The organism is Sphingobacterium sp. SG20118, from assembly GCF_044740685.1.
Taxonomy (GTDB): Bacteria; Bacteroidota; Bacteroidia; order Sphingobacteriales; family Sphingobacteriaceae; genus Sphingobacterium.
Genome location: NZ_CP172826.1, coordinates 1,406,166 through 1,426,543, shown reverse-complemented (window position 1 = coordinate 1,426,543; position 20,378 = coordinate 1,406,166). Strand labels below are relative to the sequence as shown.

Genomic DNA, 20,378 nt, shown 5'->3' with positions numbered 1-20,378 from the left:
TGTATTTGATAACACAAATATAAAACAAATTTGTGTATACACGTTTATAAAATTTTACATTTTGACAAAGAAACAACGATTAGAAGCTTTTGCAAAGCTAGCAGACTTATTCCATGATGATAATGCAGAGCTGCGTGATTTAATAACATCTGCACATCATAGAAATCCATGGTATACAGCAGAGCAAGTAACAAAAGCATTTACTTCATGGAAAGCTAATTTAAAACTTGAGCAATTAGAACAGTGGCTATCGCCATATCCTGATATTGAAAGTGATAAAATTGTAGGACTAATATTAGCTGGAAACATCCCCTTAGTAGGCTTACATGATTTATTATGCGTATTGGCTTCAGGGTTCAAGGCTCAAGTTAAGGTTTCCTCAGACGATGCTCTTTTGACTAGCTATATTGTTAAAAAACTAATCGAGGTGGAGCCGAGATTTAAGGATAAAGTAGCGTTAGTAGAAAGATTAACAGATTTTGATTTAATCATTGCCACTGGATCAAATAATTCCTCACGTTATTTTGAACATTATTTTGGAAAAAAACCAAATATTATTCGAAAAAACAGAAACAGCGTAGCCATTATTACTGGTAAAGAGTCACCAGAACAATTAAATGCATTAGGCCATGATATTTTTGATTTTTATGGTTTAGGCTGCCGTTCGGTCTCAAAAATATATGTTCCAAAGAACTACGACATTAGTCATTTTTACGAAGGAATCATCGCATTCGAAAGTGTCAATACGCATTTCAAGTACAATAACAATTATGATTATAACAAATCCATTTACCTCATCAATGGCGATAAACATTATGATAATGGTTTTTTACTTTTAAAGGAAGACAACAAGATTTCATCTCCATTGGCAACGATTTACTTTGAAGAGTATGACAACCTAAATGATCTTGCACAAGCACTGGATGCAATACAAGACCGTTTACAATGTGTAACAACTGATACCGCTATACAACTTAAGACACCGACTTTTAAATTCGGGTCTAGTCAAAGTCCAGCTCTAGATGATTACGCAGATGGTGTCAATACCCTTGAATTTTTATTTGCAAACCAATAAACATAGCCTTATATTCGTAAAAGGGTTTTGAAATAAAAAGTATTAACTTTGTAATACATGTATATAATCAAAGTAAAAGGAGTTGCCAAAATCCCAGACTATGTTCAATTAAGAGATGATTCATTCACTCTATTAGCATACTTCAGGGTCGATCGACCTGATAAATCTTTGGAAAAAATCGGTCTCGCAGATAAGTCAGAATACATTATGCAAATGGTGAAGGATTTACCATTTGGACAAATAAAAAAATTAGAATTATAGTTCAATGTCTGGAAATACAGTAATCACATTAAAAAACGTCGATATCTACCAACAAAAACACTTGGTTTTATCCAATGTGAATTTGAATATCAATAAGGGAGAATTTCTTTATCTCATTGGCCAATCAGGAAGTGGAAAAAGTAGTTTACTTAAAATCATCTACGGCGATTTATACATTGGAAACGGTGAAGGATTAATTGCAGGATTTGATCTCAAAAAACTACATGAAAATGATGTACCTTATTTGAGACGTAAATTAGGGATTGTATTTCAAGACTTTCATCTTTTGTCCGACCGTTCAGTAGAAAAGAATCTAGAGTTTGCGCTAAGAGCAACTGGTTGGAAAGATAGAACTCAAATTGAACATCGCATGCTTGATGTGCTAGAAAAAGTGGGACTTCGTTCTAAATTAAAAAAAATGCCACATGAACTTTCGGGAGGTGAACAGCAACGTATCGTGATAGCACGTGCACTATTGAACAATCCCGAAATTATATTGGCTGATGAGCCAACAGGAAATCTAGACCCGGCAACTTCAGAAGAAATTGTATTGCTTTTACGTGATATCGCATCTTCAGGCACTGCTATTTTAATGGCAACACATGATTACCAAATCATCCGCAATATGCCAGCACGCATCATCAAAACCGCCGATGGCGTACTTGTAGATCAGGTAGAGATATAAGCTGTCAATACTGACATAAATCCTTATCATCCGACATTTTGTTAGTCCAATTCCTTGGTTACTGACAAGCTGTCGGATTTTTTCATTTTGGCAACAACTTTGACTGTACTTAAATTTTAAAGACAGAACATTAGTTTCCAACATAGAATTTAGAAGAAATGAGCGAACAAGAGAAAAATAACGAGACTATTCAAGATCCTATTGAGGATAATACAACGGAAAATCAAGAAGAAACAATTGAACTATCTGTTGAGGAAAAATTAACTGCAGAATTAGCAGAATCAAAAGATAAATATATACGTTTATCTGCAGAATTTGACAATTATAGAAAACGTACGAGTAAGGAACGCGTTGAACTAATCCAATCTGCAGGAAAAGATGTTATCACAAAATTACTATCAACAGTAGACGACTTTGACAGAGCTTTAAAAGCAATGGAAACGGCAACAGATATAGAATCTTTAAAAACAGGCATTGATATCGTCAATAATAAATTCAGACAAACTCTAGAACAACAGGGGTTAAAAGAGATGGAAGTATTAGGTCTAGATTTCGATGCGGATTTACAAGAAGCAATTACAGCTATCCCAGCCCCTACTCCAGATTTAAAGAACAAAGTAGTTGATGTCATTGAAAAAGGTTACTATTTAAATGATAAAGTAATCCGTCATGCAAAGGTAATTATAGGTCAATAAGATAAAAAAGATGTCAAAAAGAGATTATTACGATATATTAGGTGTAGCTCGTGGTGCAGATGAAAAAGAGATCAAATCTGCCTATCGTAAACTAGCCGTAAAGTATCACCCAGACAAAAACCCTGGGGATCATGAAGCTGAAGAAAAATTTAAAGAGGCCGCCGAAGCATATGATGTTTTGAGCAATCCTCAGAAAAAACAACGCTATGATCAATTTGGTCATGCGGGCAACTCTGCTTCCGGTGGTGGTTACGGTGGTGGCATGAATATGGACGACATATTTAGTCAATTTGGAGATATATTTGGTGGTGGTGGTCATCCTTTCGAAAGTTTCTTCGGTGGTGGTGGCGGAGGCTCTAGAGGCGGCCGTCGCGTTGCTAGAGGAACGAATCTTCGCATTAAAGTTAAATTGACTCTAGAGGAAATTGCTAAAGGTGTTGAGAAAAAAGTTAAAGTAAATAAACAAGTTAGCTGCCATACCTGTGATGGAAATGGTGCTAAAGATAAATCATCTTTCCATACTTGTAATACTTGTGGTGGTTCAGGATCTGTACGCCGTGTTACCAATACTATTTTAGGACAAATGCAAACTACAAGCACCTGCCCTACTTGTAATGGAGAAGGTGTAGAAATTACTGCAAAATGTACAACATGTAGAGGTGAAGGCTTAGAAAGAGGCGAAGAAACGATTGCAATCAATATCCCAGCAGGAGTAAGTGAAGGAATGCAATTGTCAATGAGCGGTAAAGGTAATGCAGCTCCTCGTGGCGGTATTGCTGGAGACCTTATTATTCTCATTGAAGAAATACCTCATGAAGCATTAAAAAGGGATGGTCTTAATGTCATTTATGATTTATATATCAATTTTGTAGATGCTACATTAGGAACAAGTGTTGAAGTTCCAACTATTGATGGTAAAGCAAAAATTAAGATAGACCCAGGAACTCAAGCTGGTAAAATATTAAGATTAAAAGGTAAGGGTATTCCTGAAGTCAATTCATATCACAAAGGAGATCAACTTATTTATGTAAATATCTGGACTCCGAAGGCTGTTTCTTCTGATGAGAAAGAAATCTTAGAAAAATTAAAAGAATCACCAAATTTCAAGCCTCAACCAGGCAAGTCGGAAAAATCATTCTTCGAACGTATCAAAGAATATTTTGACTAAATAGTAAATTTAAAATAATATACAAGACCATATGTCAGCACTGACATATGGTCTTTTTTTGTGCCATCCTACAAACTGACAAATTAACACAAATAGTCATATGTTTGCCGAATCTAAAAAATAGCCAATCATATTTTTAAATTTCAGCAAAAATAAAGCGAAATACAAGTTGCTGATTGCGATTACATTATAGTTTTATCAAATTCTTCGTACATTTTCATGACAATTTTAAAGCGCTTTGGTATCCATATTGATAATATAAGTTAAATAGTCAAAATGTTTGATTGTTGATTTTAAAAAACAAATTACAAAAAATGAAAAAATTATTACTTACATTAACTGCTGTAGCTGGTTTAACATTTGCTTCTCAAGCGCAAGAATTTGGTTTCAAAAAAACGGACTTTATTGTAGAGGGAAATTTCTCTGCAAACACAACAAATGATAAGACTGCAAAAGAAAAAACAAGTACGTTCAACTTCAATCCTTCTGTAGGTTACTTCGTATCTGATAAAATTGCTGTTGGATTAGATTTCAATTTCGGTAACGAAAAAAACACGAATTATATGGGTACTAGTGATACTTACGATAAAGTAAGCAACTTTGGAATTGGCGCTTATGGTCGTTACTACTTCTTAGATCTAGGTTCACGTTTTAAAACTTATGCTCAATTGGCAGCTGGTTACCAACAAGCAACTGGTGAAATAAACGATGGCACATCTACGTTAGACGTTCCTAAAATTAAAGGTTTTGGTGCTGGTGCTGGATTAGGTGTTAATTACTTTGTTACTGAAAATATTGCTATCAACTTTGGTTTGACAGACTTAGTATCATTTGGAACAGCTAAAGCAGACGGCGGCAAGTCTTCAAACGCTTTTAACGCAAACATCAACAGTTTCAACAACTTCTTTGATACTGCTAAATTTGGTTTGACTTTCAAATTCTAATCATTTTTGAATATATAAAAAGGGAGAGGTCTCTATTAAGACCTCTCCCTTTTTTATATATAACGCTTAATGATGCGTAATTTATGTGTGTATTTATTCAACTCTTTGTTAAATATCCCTTCCTGATCCATGCTGTCTATTCGTACACGGCCGGAAGCATGTATGATTGTTTCCGAATCCAATAGGATACCCACATGATTGATTCTCCCCTGCTCATTGTCAAAAAATGCCAGATCTCCGTTTTCAATTTCTGACAAAAAGTCCACCATATGCCCTAACTCCGCTTGTTGATACGCATCTCGTGGTAAGGCATGCCCAAAGGATTGATAGATTAATTGCGCAAAACCAGAACAATCAATACCAAATTTCGAACGTCCTCCCCACAGGTAAGGCACCTCCCAATACCGCTTAGCGAGTAAACTCACCTCAAGTTGAAAACTTGTTTGATCAATAGGGGCATGCGGTACTACAAATTGCTTCAATCTTCTATCGTTAAGATAAGCGAAATCTTTCCTAATAACAGTTCCGTGCAATAGTTCAATACGAAATTCACCATTTGTTAAAAAACCTCCTTCAAAACCAACGTATTCTTTATCCAGGGAAAGGTAGTCTTGGTATTGCATTTCATTAAGGGTTAAAAACTGGCCATTTTGAATCCAACCAGTATAACCATCAGCAATCATACAAACCTTTGTCCATTCCTTCGATTTCATTTGTATTTCAAACGCTTCACCAAACAGCACTTGTGAAACCATTTCACTACGATGTGCCTCATCTGCACGAAGGGGAACAATTGTTAAATTACAAATTCCGTATTCCATATTTCTAAAACAAAAAAGCGTATATTCAAGTTATTATTAAATACGAATATAAACTTAATATAACAACCATGGATACCAATGTCGTAAAAATAACAAGAATATTAGTTGCTGTGGACGATGAACCATGTTCACATAAAGCAATCACTTATGCCAAAGAAATGGTTAATAAATTTGAGGCATCGGTCGCTCTAGTAACAGTAACTTCCCCCACCTCACCCGCAAGCTACGGTGCTGATCCATTATTGGGTCAACAGCCCATCATAATACCAGAGGTATCTGAAATAGAACAACAAAATGCTCAAAAATACTTAGAGCAACTGGGAAAAGAATTTGATAAAGCAAATGAAGTTTTCCTATTCAACAGGATAGGATCTGTGAAAGAGGAAATATTAGCCACATCACATGAGTGGTCTGCAGATTTGATTGTAATGGGTTCCAATGGCCGAACTGGCTTCGACCACTTTATATCTGGATCTGTTTCCGAGGCCGTAATTAGAAAAGCAACATGCCCCGTACTTGTAGTACCAAGCAAGTGCGAATAATGAATAAAGCCATTCACAATATAATTAAAAAAACAAAGCCATCTGTATTTCTACAGATGGCTTATGATATAATATCTTACAAGATTACAGTTTAATTAAGCGGGCTACAAACATACTATCTGCTTTTTCAGTATATCCTTTTAACACTTTATATGAGTCTAGTGTATAGCCCAATTCTTTTTGGATATAGTCAATAACATCCTCGTTTTCTTTTTCAAAAACCGAACAAGTGATATAAACCAAAGGTTTTCCAGCTTTCAGATGCAACGAAGCATTTTTAACGATATCTTTTTGCAAAGCAGAAAAATCTTCAATCTTTTTGGCATTAAAATAACTGATATTCTCAGGGCTTCGTCCCCAGGTACCAGACCCCGTACAAGGAGCATCTACAATAATTCCATCGAAAAGCTCCGCTCCTAAAATAGGTGTTGTATCTTTCGTCAAATCGACTATCTTCTTGCGATAATTTTGGATTCCAGCCCTCTCAAAACGTTCATCAAGATTACGCAAAATACTCATACGAATATCGGACACCATCAGATTTGTTGTTGGATATTTATCAAGAAACAATAATGCCTTACCACCTGAGGCAGCACATGCATCCCACCAGTTTTCTTTAGGAAAAGCACTCATAAATTCAACAGTACGTTGTGAAGAAAGGTCTTGCACCTCAATCACACCTTCCAAATCTTTGAATCTTTGCAAAGAGGTACCATTAGCCAAAGCAATAGTTTGATCGGAGATAAAGTGATAAATAATCTGCTCAGCTTCAAAAATAGCTTTCACAAACTTTTCTTTACCTTTCTTTACGCGAATGAATAAATCGGGTTGGATAAACAGACTTTGAATAAAAATATTTTGATCGATTGCTGGCGATAGCTTATTAGTAAATGGAAAAACATCTTCCAAGAGCAATAAATTCTGGTCCTGTAGAAAAATTAATTTCTCTTCTAATGTCAAATCCAAATTCCATTCCGGTTCAAACAATGAAACAAGAGGGCTTTCTTTTTCACATAAATACTCAGCGATGACAAGTCTTTTTTGTTGCGAAAGCTGTTTTGCACCCTTTCCTAATCTAAAAAAATTATAACACAAACGGGAAGTCCATTTACGGTCTTTTGAGCCCATTTGCTTGTTTATTTTAAAAAATGAAGTGAGATAACGTGCAAACGGCTCATTCCCTTCATAACCATCCAGTGCTCTTTCAAAATTACGAATTTGCTGCTGTACTCTTTTTTCACTAAAATCACTCATTTTTTATTTTCTAACAAAACTATTATTACGATATACTATAAATCTAATTCCCCTGTTCACATAGCCCCATTTCGGAAAATAATCAAAACTAAAATCATTGCTTATTCCAGAGTACGATTCCTTCACGAGATACTGTACATAGTCTGTACCGTATTTGGATAGAAGACCACCAAAATAAATAGCGGCGTCATATCCTTTATAAGAAAAATCTGATGCCGCAACTTGGAATTTAGTTTTATAATTATAATCGAATTTGCGGGTTTTTTCAGCTCTTTCATCGACCAATGTAGAGGTAGTCAACGTCAATTCGTAACGATCCATATACATGTAATCTTCAAATGACAATTTAGCCCAATTTGGATGACCGTACAATTTAAACCCGTAACCAAATTCAGTCGTTTGCACATCCATGTTTGCTAACAATGTCCTAATTTGATTTCTATTTGTTGTACCACAAACAATATGGTTGTTACCAGTTGCTACTAGATTATCATTCAATTCAGCTATAGAATTCACTACTTTAATTTGTAGATCTTTATTATAGCCCAGCGCTTCAGACATAAAACTGTCTAAAAACTGTTTACTATCAGCGTCCTGTATATCATAAACCAATACAACATCACCTAAAGCAAATTGCTTGGCTACATACTTGGCCATTAATTCAGAATGAACTCGAATAGAAGGAGTTAAAGACACTAAATTTGAAACTTCGAATTCTGAAGCCAAAGTCGCTGCTAAAGGAGAAATTTGTAACGTATTTTTATCTTGAATCGCTCGTGAAAATGCTCTAATCTCTTTTGGATAAATCGGTCCCACGATTAGGTTCGCATTTTTCACAGAAGAAGATGTTGCTAAGGAGGTGTTTCTATAATTATCATCTTCAGAATCAATAACCTGAAGATTAAATTTACTACCCTTCTCACCTAGCTCTTCTAGTCCCAATTGAAAACCTTGATAAAAATCCAACGCTAGAGCTGATCTTTTAATATCCTCAGCAGTAGGCTGCATTCCAGCTATATGATTCAGTTGAAAAGGTAAAAGAAGAGCAATTGATTTTTGACTTTTAAGATTTTCACTCGCTTTAGCCGCTTCGAGTTTTTTGGCTTCTTCTGCTTGTTCAGCAGTAGTTATCCCACTATTATTAGAAGCAGCACCTTGCTCACCTCTTTGAGAAGGTGAGCGAAGTACGCCTATTTTTTTTGTCGTACAGCTTGCAAGGCTTAAAGCCAATGCTACTGCAAGAGCAATTTTATTCCCACTCAATCGTAGCTGGTGGTTTTGAACTGATATCATATACAACTCTATTAATGCCTTTGACATGGTTGATAATTTCATTTGAAATCTTAGCCAATAAGTCATAGGGTAAGTGAATCCAATCTGCAGTCATACCGTCTAATGAACCTACTGCACGTAAACTAACGACATGCTCATATGTACGTTCATCACCCATAACGCCTACTGAACGAACTGGAAGAAAAATCGTGCCAGCTTGCCAAACTTTATCATACCAACCCGCTTCTTTTAAATTACGAATGTAAATATCATCAGCTTCTTGCACAATACGAACACGGTCTTCGGTAATATCACCTAAGATACGAATTCCCAAGCCAGGTCCAGGAAAAGGATGTCTCCCAAGGATAGCTGGATCAACACCTAATGTTTTACCAACACGTCTTACCTCATCTTTAAATAAAGCTTTCAAAGGCTCAACCACTTTCAATTTCATATAATCTGGCAATCCGCCAACATTATGATGCGATTTAATCGTTGCAGATGGGCCATTTACCGATACTGATTCAATAATATCAGGATAAATAGTACCTTGACCTAACCATTTTGCTTCAACACCTTCAGGTAATTCTTTTTGAATTTCCTTCGCAGCCTCATCAAATACATCAATAAATGAATTTCCAATGATTTTACGTTTTTGCTCTGGATCAGAAACACCAGCTAAACGACCGAAGAATAACTCTTTTGCATTTATGCCTTTAATATTAAGGCCCATGTTTTTATACGAATCCAATACTTGTTCGAATTCATCTTTACGTAACAAACCGTGGTCTACAAATATACAATGTAAATTTTTCCCAATTGCTTGGTGCAATAATACAGCTGCAACAGTAGAATCGACACCACCAGATAATGCTAAAATAACGTGATCATCACCCAATTGTGCTTTCAATGATGCAACACTAGTTTCTGCAAATGCATCAGGAGTCCACTCTTGAGCACATCCACAAATGTTAACGACAAAGTTTTTCAACAAAACTGCTCCATCTGTACTGTGAGTAACTTCTGGGTGGAACTGAATACCGTAAGTTTTTGTACCAACAATATGGTAAGCTGCAACTCGAACTTTATCAGTACTCGCGATAATTTCAAAATTTGAAGGAACCTCTTTGATGGTATCACCATGTGACATCCATACCTGAGATTGTACCGGTACACCTGCTAATAATTCATTCTCAGCATTCACAAATTGCAAATTGGCACGTCCGTATTCACGAATCTCCGAAGGTAAAACTTCACCTCCTGATTTTTGAGCGATATATTGTGCACCATAACAAACGCCTAATAAAGGGAAACGCTCCTGAATTGATTTAAAATCAATTTGTGGTGCATTCTCTTGTCTCACTGAAGATGGACTTCCTGAAAGGATTACTCCTTTTACAGTCTCATCAAATTCAGGTAATTTGTTGAAAGGGTGAATTTCACAATACACATTAAGTTCTCTTACACGACGCGCGATCAATTGCGTGTATTGCGAACCAAAGTCAAGAATTATAATTTTTTCTGGCATGGCGCAAAGTTACACATTTGATATGAAATTATAGTATCGAAATTTGACTTAAATACGCTTAAATACTCCCTTTTTATCTTCCTTTAGAAGAAAAATAAATAGGCTAAAAACAAAAAGTGCTTCATTTTGGGTTAAATGAAGCACTTTTTGTTTTATTGTAGCTGTTAATCAATAATACCAGCCTTTATCAATTCTATTTCCATTTCTTGTTGCAATTTTAAAGCTTCCTCTCTGGCCTTTTCTGCAAAATCAAGACCTTTTGAAGCATAAATAATACCCCGAGTACTATTTACTAAAAGACCACAATCCTTATTCATACCATATTGACAAACATCTTGAAGCGATCCTCCTTGAGCACCAACACCTGGTACCAACAAAAAGTGATCTGGTGCATGCTCCCGAATTTTAACAAATCCTTCTCCACGCGTAGCACCTACCACATACATCAAATTCTCGATCGTACCCCAAGTATTTACCTTATCGATAACCTGTTCAAACAACTGTAAACCAGCGGAATTTTTAAAATTCTGAAAATCTAGACTCCCTTCATTTGATGTCAGTGCCAATACAATTGCCCACTTTCCTTCAAAATCCAAAAATGGTGTAACCGAGTCATTTCCCATATAAGGAGCGATAGTAATGGAATCAAATCCTAAGCCAGATTGTTTTTCGTCAAAAAAAGCTTGTGCATACATTTTCGACGTATTTCCAATATCACCACGTTTTGCATCAGCTATGCTCAAGCAATCTTTAGGCAAAGCCTCCCACGTTTTTTGCAAAGATTGCCATCCTTTGATACCGTAACTTTCATAAAATGCAATATTCGGCTTGTAAGCAACACATAAATCTGCTGTAGCCTCTATAATAGCCTTATTGAAAGTATAAATAGGATCCTCCTCTCCTAGAAGATGCGTAGGTATTTTAGTGATATCGGTGTCCAAACCAACACAAAGAAATGACTTCTTTAGTTTAATCTGCTGAATAAGTTTCTGCTCTTGTCATACCTATTATTCTGTACTTATTTTTTTGTTAATTCAATTATAAAATCAGAGACATCTTGACGAGAATAATCGGCTAAACCTTCATGTTTAGTCGCGATTTCGCCTTCTTTATTGATGATTATTGTTGTGGGTATCGATCCGCCTAACCATTCTTGTGGAATCTGAGAATTTGGATAATACACAGGAAGAGTTAATTGCTTACCTTGCATAAACTTGTTTGCTTTTTCAGACTCACCTTCAATCTCCACAATAAGAAAAACAACATCTTTATTATCTTTCAACCGCTCGTATAAAACAGCAATTGAAGGCATCTCTGCAATACAAGGAGGACACCAAGTAGCCCAAAAATTGATAAAAACCACTTTCCCTTTCAAATCAGTCATATGCACGACCTCTCCCATATCATTCTTAAAAGAAATGTTATTCTGAGTAGGTATCGTAGACGCTGAATCTATTTTTTTAGGCTCCTCAAGAGAGGGCTTAAACAAACCGATTTTCATTAAGCCTTGCTGAAAATACGCCCTACTTGTTGGCCATAATAATAAAAGAAGAAAGACTGCAAATACAACGTTAACGATTATTTTTTTCGTTTTTGGATTCATGGCACATGCTTTTTAAGAGTCAAACTTTTCTAATTGCTTCAGTAAAGTCGCAAAGTCTTTGGGATACGGTGCTTCAAATTCAAACTTCTTGCCATCAATTGTAAAGTCAACATACCTAGAATGCAACGCAAAACGTTTCATAATCGGTTGTTCCTCTTCATTCTTGGACAAAGTAAATCCGCGTTTTTTAATCTGCGACAAATATACAGGCTTTCCATGATACATATCATCCCCTACAATAGCAGCTTTTTGCGTTGCCAGGTGAATTCGGATTTGATGCATACGTCCCGTAATTGGTTTACATTCCACTAAAGTAAAATGATTAAAATAACGTAAAGAATTAAAAATTGTAGTAGCCGCTTTACCATTGACACGATCGATAGATACATTTTTACTACCTTGATTTAAAATTGGTAGTTCGACCTTTAGATCCGTGAAAGTATGCGTCCCAGCAATAATGGCATGATATACTTTATTAACACGACGTCTTTCAAATTCGATTGAAACGGAGCGATAAGTTTCAGGGTTTTTAGCAATGAGTAACAGCCCCGATGTTTCCTTATCTAATCGATGGCAAACTTGTGCATCAGCATGATATTTTTTCGCCAAGCGTAATATATTGACCTCCCCTCCCTCGCGTTCGTCCAAAGAAGCGACAAAAGGTGGTTTATTAATAACGATCAAATTGTCATCTTCAAATACAATAAGGTCGGAAAATTTCGGAAATTTAAATAAGCGAGTCTCGTTTTCTCTCATCCTACAAAAATAGTAAAATCAAAGCAATTTAATCTGGTAAATGCGCAACTAACATTTTAAAATCAACAATTAATGACCTTAATTCAACGAATTTCTCTAATTTTGATTAATTAAATTATAAGTAATGTCTGTAAATAAAGAAATAAAACGTATCACAACAGTACAAGTGCAGGAAATGAAGCATCGCCATGAAAAAATTGCGATGTTAACAGGTTATGATTTCACAATGGCAAAGGCGCTTGACGAAGGTGGAATCGACATCATTTTAGTAGGAGATTCGGCTGCGAACGTATTTGCAGGTTACGAGACCACCCTCCCTATCACATTAGACCATATGATCTATCATGCCGCTTCTGTCGTACGTGGCACAACAAGAGCTTTAGTTTTAGTGGACCTTCCATTCGGAGAATACCAAGGTAGCGTCGACCAAGCTTATCTCTCTGCAGTACGTGTCATGAAAGAATCTGGAGCACACGCCCTTAAATTGGAAGGTGGCATTGAAATCATTGACAATATCAAAAAAATCATAAACGCTGGAATTCCTGTATGTGGCCATTTAGGATTGACGCCACAGGCAATCAATAAATTCGGAAATTTTGGTGTCCGTGCAAAAGAAGATAGTGAAGCCGAGAAATTAAAAGCAGATGCTTTAGCGCTACAAGAAGCAGGTTGTTTCGCTGTTGTATTGGAAAAAATACCAGCAACATTAGCTGCCGAAGTTAGCGCCTCGTTAACGATACCAACAATAGGTATTGGAGCTGGTAATCAATGTGATGGACAGGTTTTGGTAGTCAATGATATGCTAGGTTTAACAAAAGGATTTAAACCGAAATTCTTAAGACAATATGCACAACTATATCAAGAAATAACCGGTGCTGTAGAACAATATGTTGCTGACGTAAAAGCAACAAACTACCCAAATGATAACGAACAGTATTAATACATAAACTGTCATGACCAAAATCATCTTAATAGTTGGACTCATTCTATTCTTGCTATACTTTATCAGTAAAAAGTTAACAAGTTCGTTTACGACCAGTAGTAGTCCAACTATTATTGTTAGAAATGGTTTTCAGAAAATAGACACCTCTAAACTTATCATTGCAGACACTTCGCAAAAAGTGATGAAAAATGTAGGAATTGGCGCTATCCTATTAATTATCATGCTTGCATTGATTATTAAGGTTAAGTTGCTCCTTTTCTTACTTCCAATTTCCATTTATATGATGGGCTACCTTTTTCTTTTTAAAAATCATTTAAAGAAAGCAACAGATCAAATTATATGGTACAATAAAGAAACTGCAGAAGTGCTTATTGAATCGACTACAAAAGAGACTTATCGCTTTAATATGCTCACCGATGTGAAGGCAGTGCAACAGATAGAATCCATTCAAAATACTAAAGGTCTTTTATTTGGTTATTTCAGAATAAAAACACAAGATAAAATAGTCGAAATACCCTATCTCGTGTTTCAAAATACGGCTAGCAACCAAAATTTTTTCGACACTTTAAAGAAAAATTATAAAATTGATCTTCAGAAAAAGATATTTCCAATTATATAATTTCAATAAATTTGATAGTTAGCCTTTAATTGCTTAAATTGAATTATTCAGCTGAAAAACAGCTGAATAATTCAACTATCACTAATTTTACACATTGAAGTATGGGCAAAGGAGATATCAAAACCGGAAAAGGAAAAATCACAAATGGTTCTTATGGTGTTAGGCGACCAAAAAATAAAGCAAGGGTAAACAAGACAACCAAAGCAACTGAGGTAACAAAAGAAGAGCTTCCTAAAGCTGAAACAGCACAATAAAACGCTGAAAATATTTAATAAAAAAGCTTCTATCCCTAAGGGATAGAAGCTTTTTTATTAAATGCAAGACCGACTTAAAAATCGTCTTCAATAATCTCTGCAACTCGACCTATTTGACCATCCATTAATCGAACCTTTATTCCTCTGTGATGATAAGGTGCCGAAGTCAATAAATCTTTTACGATACCTTCTGTAAGTTTCTCCGGAACGTTGATCTTTTTTCAAGATAATGTTAACCAACATCCCTGGTTTAATCGTTGCTCTAGTTTTTCCATCCATAATACAAATATCTAAAAATAAACAAGGTCTTACAAATGAAGTAAGACCTTGTTCAATAAGCTTAATATTTCTTACTTAAATAATTTAAAAATATCATTTCCAAAAATGAATACCATCAAAGCCAGCAAAATAAAGAATCCTACCATTTGTGCTTTTTCTAAGAACTTCTCACTAAGCGGCTTTCCTTGTATCATTTCAATCAAAAGGAAAACAACATGCCCTCCATCTAAAGCAGGAATAGGTAATAGATTCATAAATGCTAAGGCCATCGACAACATACCTACCAATGACCAAAAACGTACCCAATCCACTTCTGTTCCAAATAACTGTGCTATACCAACAGGTCCAGAAAGTGCTTTATCTGCACGAATTTCACCCTTAAATATTTTACCAAACCCTTTTGCATTATCTGTAATAACAGTAAATGCTTTCTTTGCACCCATTGGTAAAGATTCTAATAGGCTATAGTGTATTGTAAATGTTTTAAGTGTTTGATCTGGATTGACATTAAAACCCAAAATCGCATCCGCTGGAACCACACCACTTAATAATTGTTCTTGGCCATCACGAATAACTTTCAATTCTATCTGCTTTCCAACTTTCCCTTTTAATTGATCCTTAAATTGATCAAAAAACTGGATAGGTGTATTATCAACAGCAATAATACTATCCCCTTTGATAAAGCCCATTTTTACTGCTTCAGAACCTGGTTGTGTAGCTGCAACAGCAGTCATTTTCATACGGGGCTCTATAAACTTCTCATCCTTCTTATCTGCAATTGTATTCAAAATATCTGCAGGAACGTGTACCTGAGTATCGATACCTCCACGGTTTACCGTCAAGTCAACTCCCCCCATCAATAATTTAGAACTGATCAAATCAGAATAATTTTCAATCTTAGTCCCATCGATGGCCAGTATACGATCTCCTACCTGCAACCCAATTGATTTACCAATTTCTCCTGGTACAATACCATTCACCAATTGATCATTTTTAATATCGGTAGTCCCCATTTTGAATGTTAACATCCAAAATACAATGACACCAACAATCACATTGACAATAATACCACCCAACATGACAATTAAACGTTGCCAAGCTGGTTTGGAACGGAATTCCCAATCCTGTGGTTCACCTTTCAACTGCTCAGTATCCATCGATTCATCGATCATACCCGCAATCTTAACGTAACCACCTAAAGGCAACCAACCAATACCATACTCACAGTCTTTATATTTAAATTTGAATAATTTGACACCCCAAGCATCAAAAAACAAATAAAATTTTTCTACTTTGATTCCAAAAGCCCTAGCCGCTAAAAAGTGACCTAACTCATGCAATACAATTAAAATTGACAAGCCTAAAATAACTTGCGCCACCATAATTAAAACACCCATGTATCTCTTCTTCTATAATTTTACTTAATGATTATTTCTCTCGCAATTCTCCTTGCCTCATAATCCGACTCAATATAGTCATCTAGACTTGGTCTCACAAGGTAATTTACTTTTTCCAACACAGCCTCGATAACATCACTCATCCCCAAGAAACTAATCTTATCATTCAAAAAGGAATCAACGACAATTTCATTAGCTGCATTTAAAACACATGCACGATTACCACCTTTCCGCAATGAATCGTAGGCCAAAGCCAAATTTCTAAAAGTTGCCATGTCGGGTTTTTCGAAAGTCAGCTCCGGATAATCCAAGAAATTAAATCGTTCAAAATTATTCTCCAAACGATTGGGATAAGACAAGGCATATTGTATCGGCAATTTCATATCGGGCAATCCAAGTTGCGCTTTCATAGAACCATCTTGAAATTGCACCAGTGAATGCACAATAGACTGCGGATGTACAATAACATCAACTTGATCAACTTCAAGGTCAAAAAGCCATTTAGCTTCTATCACTTCCAGTCCTTTGTTCATTAAAGAAGCCGAATCAATTGTTATTTTGGCACCCATTACCCAGTTTGGATGCTTTAAGGCATGTTCCTTTTTAACTGATGATAAAAAGGAACGATCTTTTCCACGAAAAGGACCACCAGAGGCCGTGATGTAAATTTTCTCAATAGGATTCTTTTCCTCCCCTGCCAAACACTGAAAGATTGCTGAATGCTCTGAATCCACAGGTAACATCTTAACCTGATGTTTCGAAGCTAATTGCATAACCAGCTCACCAGCGACAACCAATGTCTCTTTATTAGCAAGAGCGATATCTTTCCCACTCTCAATCGCCTTCACTGTTGGTCTTAATCCTGCGGCCCCCACGATAGCATTTAAAACAACATCAATTGCTTCAAACTGTACCACTTCCTCCAATGCAGATATCCCTGCATAAACAGCAATGGAAGTATGACTTAATTTTGACCGAACAAAATCAAGGAGGTCTTCATTGATAATAACAACAGCTTGGGGTAGAAATTCCAAAGCCTGAGCAACGAGCAACGTAGCATTCGAAGCACAGGTTAATACAACAACATTAAAATGACTAGGAAAAGCGCGAACCACATCTAAGGTTTGTGTACCTATACTACCCGTCGAACCTAAAATAGCGATTCCTTTTTTCTTCAAAATCAAAATTCTTTATTAAAATATATTACTTAAAATACTGGGGTCTTCACTTCCCTTATATTCCTGAATCATGTCCCTATAAGCAACTGTATAAACCACAGATGTCAAAGGAATAATCAAAAACGAATTTATTATACTAAATATTATCGCCATAATAGAATAATCCATATAGACCCAATAGATATTCATTACACTAGCAAATGCTAAACTCAATAGAATTAAAAATAGGCGAACGATATTTCCCTTTGTAATGGCAAGACTCCATCGCAGCGATTTTGTCACATTTGCTCCTTTATCAATGATAAAGAATGGGAAAAATGAAATTCGGAGCAAAATAAAGAATGATAATATAGCCGCTACATTTGGTACAACTTCAAAAGAAACTACTTCCGTATCAATCCCCATATAAATAAGTGGGAAACACACGATCATTGCAAATACAGAAATCAAAATAGAAGCAAAGGTAAAAACGACAATTCCTCCTAAAAAAGAAACCAATTCTGACCACGATGGCCATGTTTTCACAAGCCCTACGTTCTCTTTATGATCCAATAGATTCAAAATGTATTTAAAAAGGAACAATTGTAAACCTAATAAACTAATCGCAAACAGTAACATCAAAGGGATTTTGATGAGTAGACTTGACGTTTCCAAATAAAACGTCAGTTCATGTGCAAGTACAAACAATAAAAAAATAGACAATAACAATCCCCCAATAGAGAAATAATGTCCCTTTAGTATACGAATTGACTTGCTTAAAACTTCATTAACAGCAAAAGTGCTCTCCTTGAGAAACTGAATCATTGAAATAAAAATAGATTACACAAAGATGAAATAATTTTTGGTTATCAACAATTTAACGCTCCAATATTTCTTCTTTTTTTACAGATAAAAGGCGACTTAACAAAAAAGCCATCTCAAATAAAATTTTGAGATGGCTTTTTCTGTTTTTACACGCCTATTTGAATTCTTTTGGAATTGGTTTTTCGAGCAAATACTGATAATAAAAACGTACACGTTCCTTAAAATCATAAGCACTCTTAGATCTTTCAAAACCATGTCGGCTACCAGGATAAATCATCAATTCAAAAGGAACAGCACGATCTGTCAATGCATCCACCAATTGCATGGTATTTTGCAAATGAACATTATCATCCATATCACCATGCATAATTCTTAAGACACCTTTATATTTCTCTGCATACGTTAATACAGAACCATTTTTGTATCCTTCAGGATTATCCTGAGGTGTATCCATCCAACGCTCTGTATAATGGGTGTCATACAATTCCCACGATGTTACAGGAGCACCAGCGATACCAAAGTCAAAAACATCAGCCGCTTTTGTCATAGCCAAACAAGTCATGTAACCACCATAACTATGGCCCGTAATCAAAAATTTATGCTTAGCAACCCAAGGTTTCGCTTTAAACCATTTTGCAACCGTAACGTAATCTATAATTTCCCAGTGGCCTAAATTGCGATGCATAAGCGCTACCCCTTGTTTTCCGAATTGGCCAGATGCACGGTGGTCGGCAGAGACCTGAATAACACCTTCATTAGCCCAATATTGGCTTCTAGTACCTTTCCAAGTATCTTTTACTGTTCCAGCATCAGGGCCACCATAAATACTAAAAATAACGGGATACTCTTTTGTTTCATCAAAATCTGTCGGGTAAGTAACTACCACCGGTAAATCATACTGTCCATCATCAGATTTAATAGTGAAATACTTTGTTTCGCCAAATTTATATCCATTAAAATCCGCCGCTTTACTATCGGCCAATTCCTTAATAACTTTTCCTTTGTTATCGACTAACGCTATTTTATTTGGCGTGCTCACATTGGAATAATTCGTAATGAAATATTGACCATTCGGAGAAACCTTCACGTCATGAGAATAATCTCCAAATGTCAATCGCTTCAAGTTTTTACCTGAAAAATCAACGCGATACAAATCCCAACGAGCCGAATTTTCTTTTCGTGCCATAAAATAAACCACTTTAGACTTCTCATCAATATACTCCAATGAAGTTACTTGCCAGTCACCTGATGTGATTGGATTTAATAGCTTACCATCTAACGTATACAAATAATAATGAGCCCAACCTGTCTGATCTGATTTTAAGATATAATGTTTATTATCGGCTAAATAAGTAATGCGTTCTTCATGATCTAAGTTAATCCACGAAGGTTGTTTTTCGTCATAAATCTCCACTTTTTGGCCAGAGATAGGATCAACCTGATAAAACTTCAAATTATTTTGGTCACGGTTCATCCACTGCACCATGATATTCTTACTATCAAAACTCCAATAAGGTTGACCAAAGTATTGATCATCTTTTTCGTTAAAATCAGACCATGTAACTTGACCACCCGTCGCGTTGACAAATCCAACTTTAACCTCTGGGTTTGGATCACCAGCCTTTGGATAACGTGTCTCTTCAAGATACCCGTGCTGACCTTTGGAGACATAAATCGGAAACATCGGAACCTTGGTATCATCAAAGCGCATAAAAGCGAGCTTTTTACTATCCGGCGACCACCAAAAAGCTTTATAGTTCGTCGATCGACCTAAAATTTCTTCATAATAGACCCATGAAGACCAACCATTATATATGACATCTGTACCGTCATTCGTATAGCGAATTTCTTTTCCTGAAACTAGATCAATAGCATAAAGATCGCTTTTGCGTGTAAATGCGATAAAATTGCCATCTGGAGAGAGTGTCGGATTTTGCTCTTCAATATCAGGAGAATTTGTCAATTGCTTTGCTTCCTGACTGCCATCCTGAATGAAAATATCATTTTTGGAGACATATACCTTTATAGAAGATTTAGCAGGCACAATATACACTTCGCGTTTTCCTGTTTTCAAATCTACTTGATACGTTTTACCATCTTGGGCATCACGTTCTAAGTAAGCATTATTATTTGCCCAACCTGGATAACTGTTGATGCTCTGTGTTAATGAATTTCGATTCCCCCAAGATTGATCAAAATCCAATCGTTTTTGTTGCGCTTGAACTGAAGATTCTGAAACCAGAATAAAAGCCGTAAGACTCAGCGCGGTAATTAATTTACTCATTTAAATATGAAGATTA

Annotated in this window: 21 protein-coding genes and 1 pseudogene; 10 read left to right on the top strand and 12 right to left on the bottom strand. The window is 35.8% G+C overall.

Annotated elements, in window-relative coordinates; translation table 11 throughout:
- Positions 1-61 precede the first annotated feature (61 nt).
- From ACFX5U_RS06655 to ACFX5U_RS06630, 6 genes are all read left to right on the top strand, one after another.
- Positions 62-1,075 carry an acyl-CoA reductase gene (locus tag ACFX5U_RS06655; protein ID WP_038702299.1) on the top strand — a complete coding sequence of 338 codons (1,014 nt, stop codon included), beginning with the start codon at positions 62-64 and terminating at the stop codon, positions 1,073-1,075.
- Between the two features lie 57 nt (positions 1,076-1,132).
- On the top strand, positions 1,133-1,336 hold the full coding sequence (locus ACFX5U_RS06650) for a hypothetical protein (RefSeq protein WP_038697267.1): 204 nt from the start codon (positions 1,133-1,135) through the stop codon (positions 1,334-1,336).
- Positions 1,337-1,340: 4 nt separating this feature from the next.
- On the top strand, positions 1,341-2,021 hold the full coding sequence (locus ACFX5U_RS06645; RefSeq protein WP_038697265.1) for a cell division ATP-binding protein FtsE: 681 nt from the start codon (positions 1,341-1,343) through the stop codon (positions 2,019-2,021).
- Positions 2,022-2,179: 158 nt separating this feature from the next.
- Positions 2,180-2,716 (top strand): nucleotide exchange factor GrpE, encoded by a 537-nt coding sequence (locus ACFX5U_RS06640; RefSeq protein ID WP_038697263.1) that lies wholly within the window; start codon positions 2,180-2,182, stop codon positions 2,714-2,716.
- 10 nt (positions 2,717-2,726) lie between these two features.
- Positions 2,727-3,884: a molecular chaperone DnaJ gene (gene dnaJ, locus ACFX5U_RS06635; protein WP_038697261.1), complete on the top strand. Its 1,158-nt coding sequence runs from the start codon at positions 2,727-2,729 to the stop codon at positions 3,882-3,884.
- A 314-nt stretch (positions 3,885-4,198) separates the two neighbouring features.
- The gene (locus ACFX5U_RS06630; protein WP_400262830.1) at positions 4,199-4,828 is read left to right on the top strand and encodes an outer membrane beta-barrel protein; all 630 of its coding nucleotides are present in this window, start codon (positions 4,199-4,201) and stop codon (positions 4,826-4,828) included.
- A gap of 53 nt (positions 4,829-4,881) precedes the next feature.
- Here ACFX5U_RS06630 and ACFX5U_RS06625 read toward each other — a convergent pair whose 3' ends face one another.
- Positions 4,882-5,649, bottom strand: a complete 768-nt coding sequence (locus ACFX5U_RS06625; protein WP_400262829.1) for an NlpC/P60 family protein — start codon at positions 5,647-5,649, stop codon at positions 4,882-4,884.
- A 68-nt stretch (positions 5,650-5,717) separates the two neighbouring features.
- Between ACFX5U_RS06625 and ACFX5U_RS06620 the strand changes: the two genes are divergently transcribed.
- Complete coding sequence (locus ACFX5U_RS06620; protein WP_038697256.1) at positions 5,718-6,191, top strand: universal stress protein; 474 nt, start codon at positions 5,718-5,720, stop codon at positions 6,189-6,191.
- Positions 6,192-6,275: 84 nt separating this feature from the next.
- Here the strand turns inward: ACFX5U_RS06620 and ACFX5U_RS06615 are convergent, their stop codons facing one another.
- The 6 genes from ACFX5U_RS06615 to ACFX5U_RS06590 form a co-directional block, all read right to left on the bottom strand.
- Entirely contained in the window at positions 6,276-7,445 is a 1,170-nt protein-coding gene (locus ACFX5U_RS06615) for an RsmB/NOP family class I SAM-dependent RNA methyltransferase (protein ID WP_400262828.1), read from the bottom strand.
- 3 nt (positions 7,446-7,448) lie between these two features.
- Positions 7,449-8,738 (bottom strand): ABC transporter substrate-binding protein, encoded by a 1,290-nt coding sequence (locus tag ACFX5U_RS06610; RefSeq protein ID WP_400262827.1) that lies wholly within the window; start codon positions 8,736-8,738, stop codon positions 7,449-7,451.
- On the bottom strand, positions 8,695-10,245 hold the full coding sequence (guaA, locus tag ACFX5U_RS06605; RefSeq protein ID WP_038697250.1) for a glutamine-hydrolyzing GMP synthase: 1,551 nt from the start codon (positions 10,243-10,245) through the stop codon (positions 8,695-8,697). Before guaA ends, ACFX5U_RS06610 begins: the two co-directional genes overlap by 44 nt.
- Before the next feature lie 164 nt (positions 10,246-10,409).
- On the bottom strand, positions 10,410-11,228 hold the full coding sequence (pyrF, locus tag ACFX5U_RS06600) for an orotidine-5'-phosphate decarboxylase (RefSeq protein ID WP_400263574.1): 819 nt from the start codon (positions 11,226-11,228) through the stop codon (positions 10,410-10,412).
- 35 nt (positions 11,229-11,263) lie between these two features.
- On the bottom strand, positions 11,264-11,848 hold the full coding sequence (locus ACFX5U_RS06595; protein ID WP_038697246.1) for a TlpA disulfide reductase family protein: 585 nt from the start codon (positions 11,846-11,848) through the stop codon (positions 11,264-11,266).
- A gap of 12 nt (positions 11,849-11,860) precedes the next feature.
- Positions 11,861-12,604: an RluA family pseudouridine synthase gene (locus ACFX5U_RS06590; protein WP_038697244.1), complete on the bottom strand. Its 744-nt coding sequence runs from the start codon at positions 12,602-12,604 to the stop codon at positions 11,861-11,863.
- A gap of 124 nt (positions 12,605-12,728) precedes the next feature.
- Here ACFX5U_RS06590 and panB point away from each other — a divergent pair, with 124 nt between their 5' ends.
- From panB to ACFX5U_RS06575, 3 genes are all read left to right on the top strand, one after another.
- Complete coding sequence (gene panB, locus ACFX5U_RS06585; RefSeq protein WP_280569114.1) at positions 12,729-13,544, top strand: 3-methyl-2-oxobutanoate hydroxymethyltransferase; 816 nt, start codon at positions 12,729-12,731, stop codon at positions 13,542-13,544.
- 13 nt (positions 13,545-13,557) lie between these two features.
- Positions 13,558-14,166 carry a hypothetical protein gene (locus ACFX5U_RS06580; protein ID WP_038697240.1) on the top strand — a complete coding sequence of 203 codons (609 nt, stop codon included), beginning with the start codon at positions 13,558-13,560 and terminating at the stop codon, positions 14,164-14,166.
- A gap of 101 nt (positions 14,167-14,267) precedes the next feature.
- A complete protein-coding gene (locus tag ACFX5U_RS06575; RefSeq protein WP_081918322.1) occupies positions 14,268-14,420 on the top strand; it encodes a 30S ribosomal protein THX in 153 nt (50 codons plus the stop codon).
- 74 nt (positions 14,421-14,494) lie between these two features.
- On the opposite strand, the pseudogene ACFX5U_RS06570 reads toward ACFX5U_RS06575, so the two are convergent.
- The 5 genes and pseudogenes from ACFX5U_RS06570 to ACFX5U_RS06550 all read right to left on the bottom strand — a co-directional run bounded on the left by ACFX5U_RS06570 (position 14,495) and on the right by ACFX5U_RS06550 (position 20,362).
- A pseudogene (locus ACFX5U_RS06570) lies at positions 14,495-14,699 on the bottom strand (YwbE family protein).
- Between the two features lie 71 nt (positions 14,700-14,770).
- The gene (gene rseP, locus ACFX5U_RS06565) at positions 14,771-16,096 is read right to left on the bottom strand and encodes an RIP metalloprotease RseP (RefSeq protein ID WP_038697236.1); all 1,326 of its coding nucleotides are present in this window, start codon (positions 16,094-16,096) and stop codon (positions 14,771-14,773) included.
- Between the two features lie 20 nt (positions 16,097-16,116).
- Positions 16,117-17,274, bottom strand: coding sequence for a 1-deoxy-D-xylulose-5-phosphate reductoisomerase (locus ACFX5U_RS06560; protein WP_038697234.1), 1,158 nt, complete (start codon positions 17,272-17,274; stop codon positions 16,117-16,119).
- A 15-nt stretch (positions 17,275-17,289) separates the two neighbouring features.
- Positions 17,290-18,078 (bottom strand): hypothetical protein, encoded by a 789-nt coding sequence (locus ACFX5U_RS06555; RefSeq protein ID WP_038697232.1) that lies wholly within the window; start codon positions 18,076-18,078, stop codon positions 17,290-17,292.
- Positions 18,079-18,232: 154 nt separating this feature from the next.
- Positions 18,233-20,362 carry a S9 family peptidase gene (locus ACFX5U_RS06550; RefSeq protein ID WP_400262826.1) on the bottom strand — a complete coding sequence of 710 codons (2,130 nt, stop codon included), beginning with the start codon at positions 20,360-20,362 and terminating at the stop codon, positions 18,233-18,235.
- Positions 20,363-20,378 lie beyond the last annotated feature (16 nt).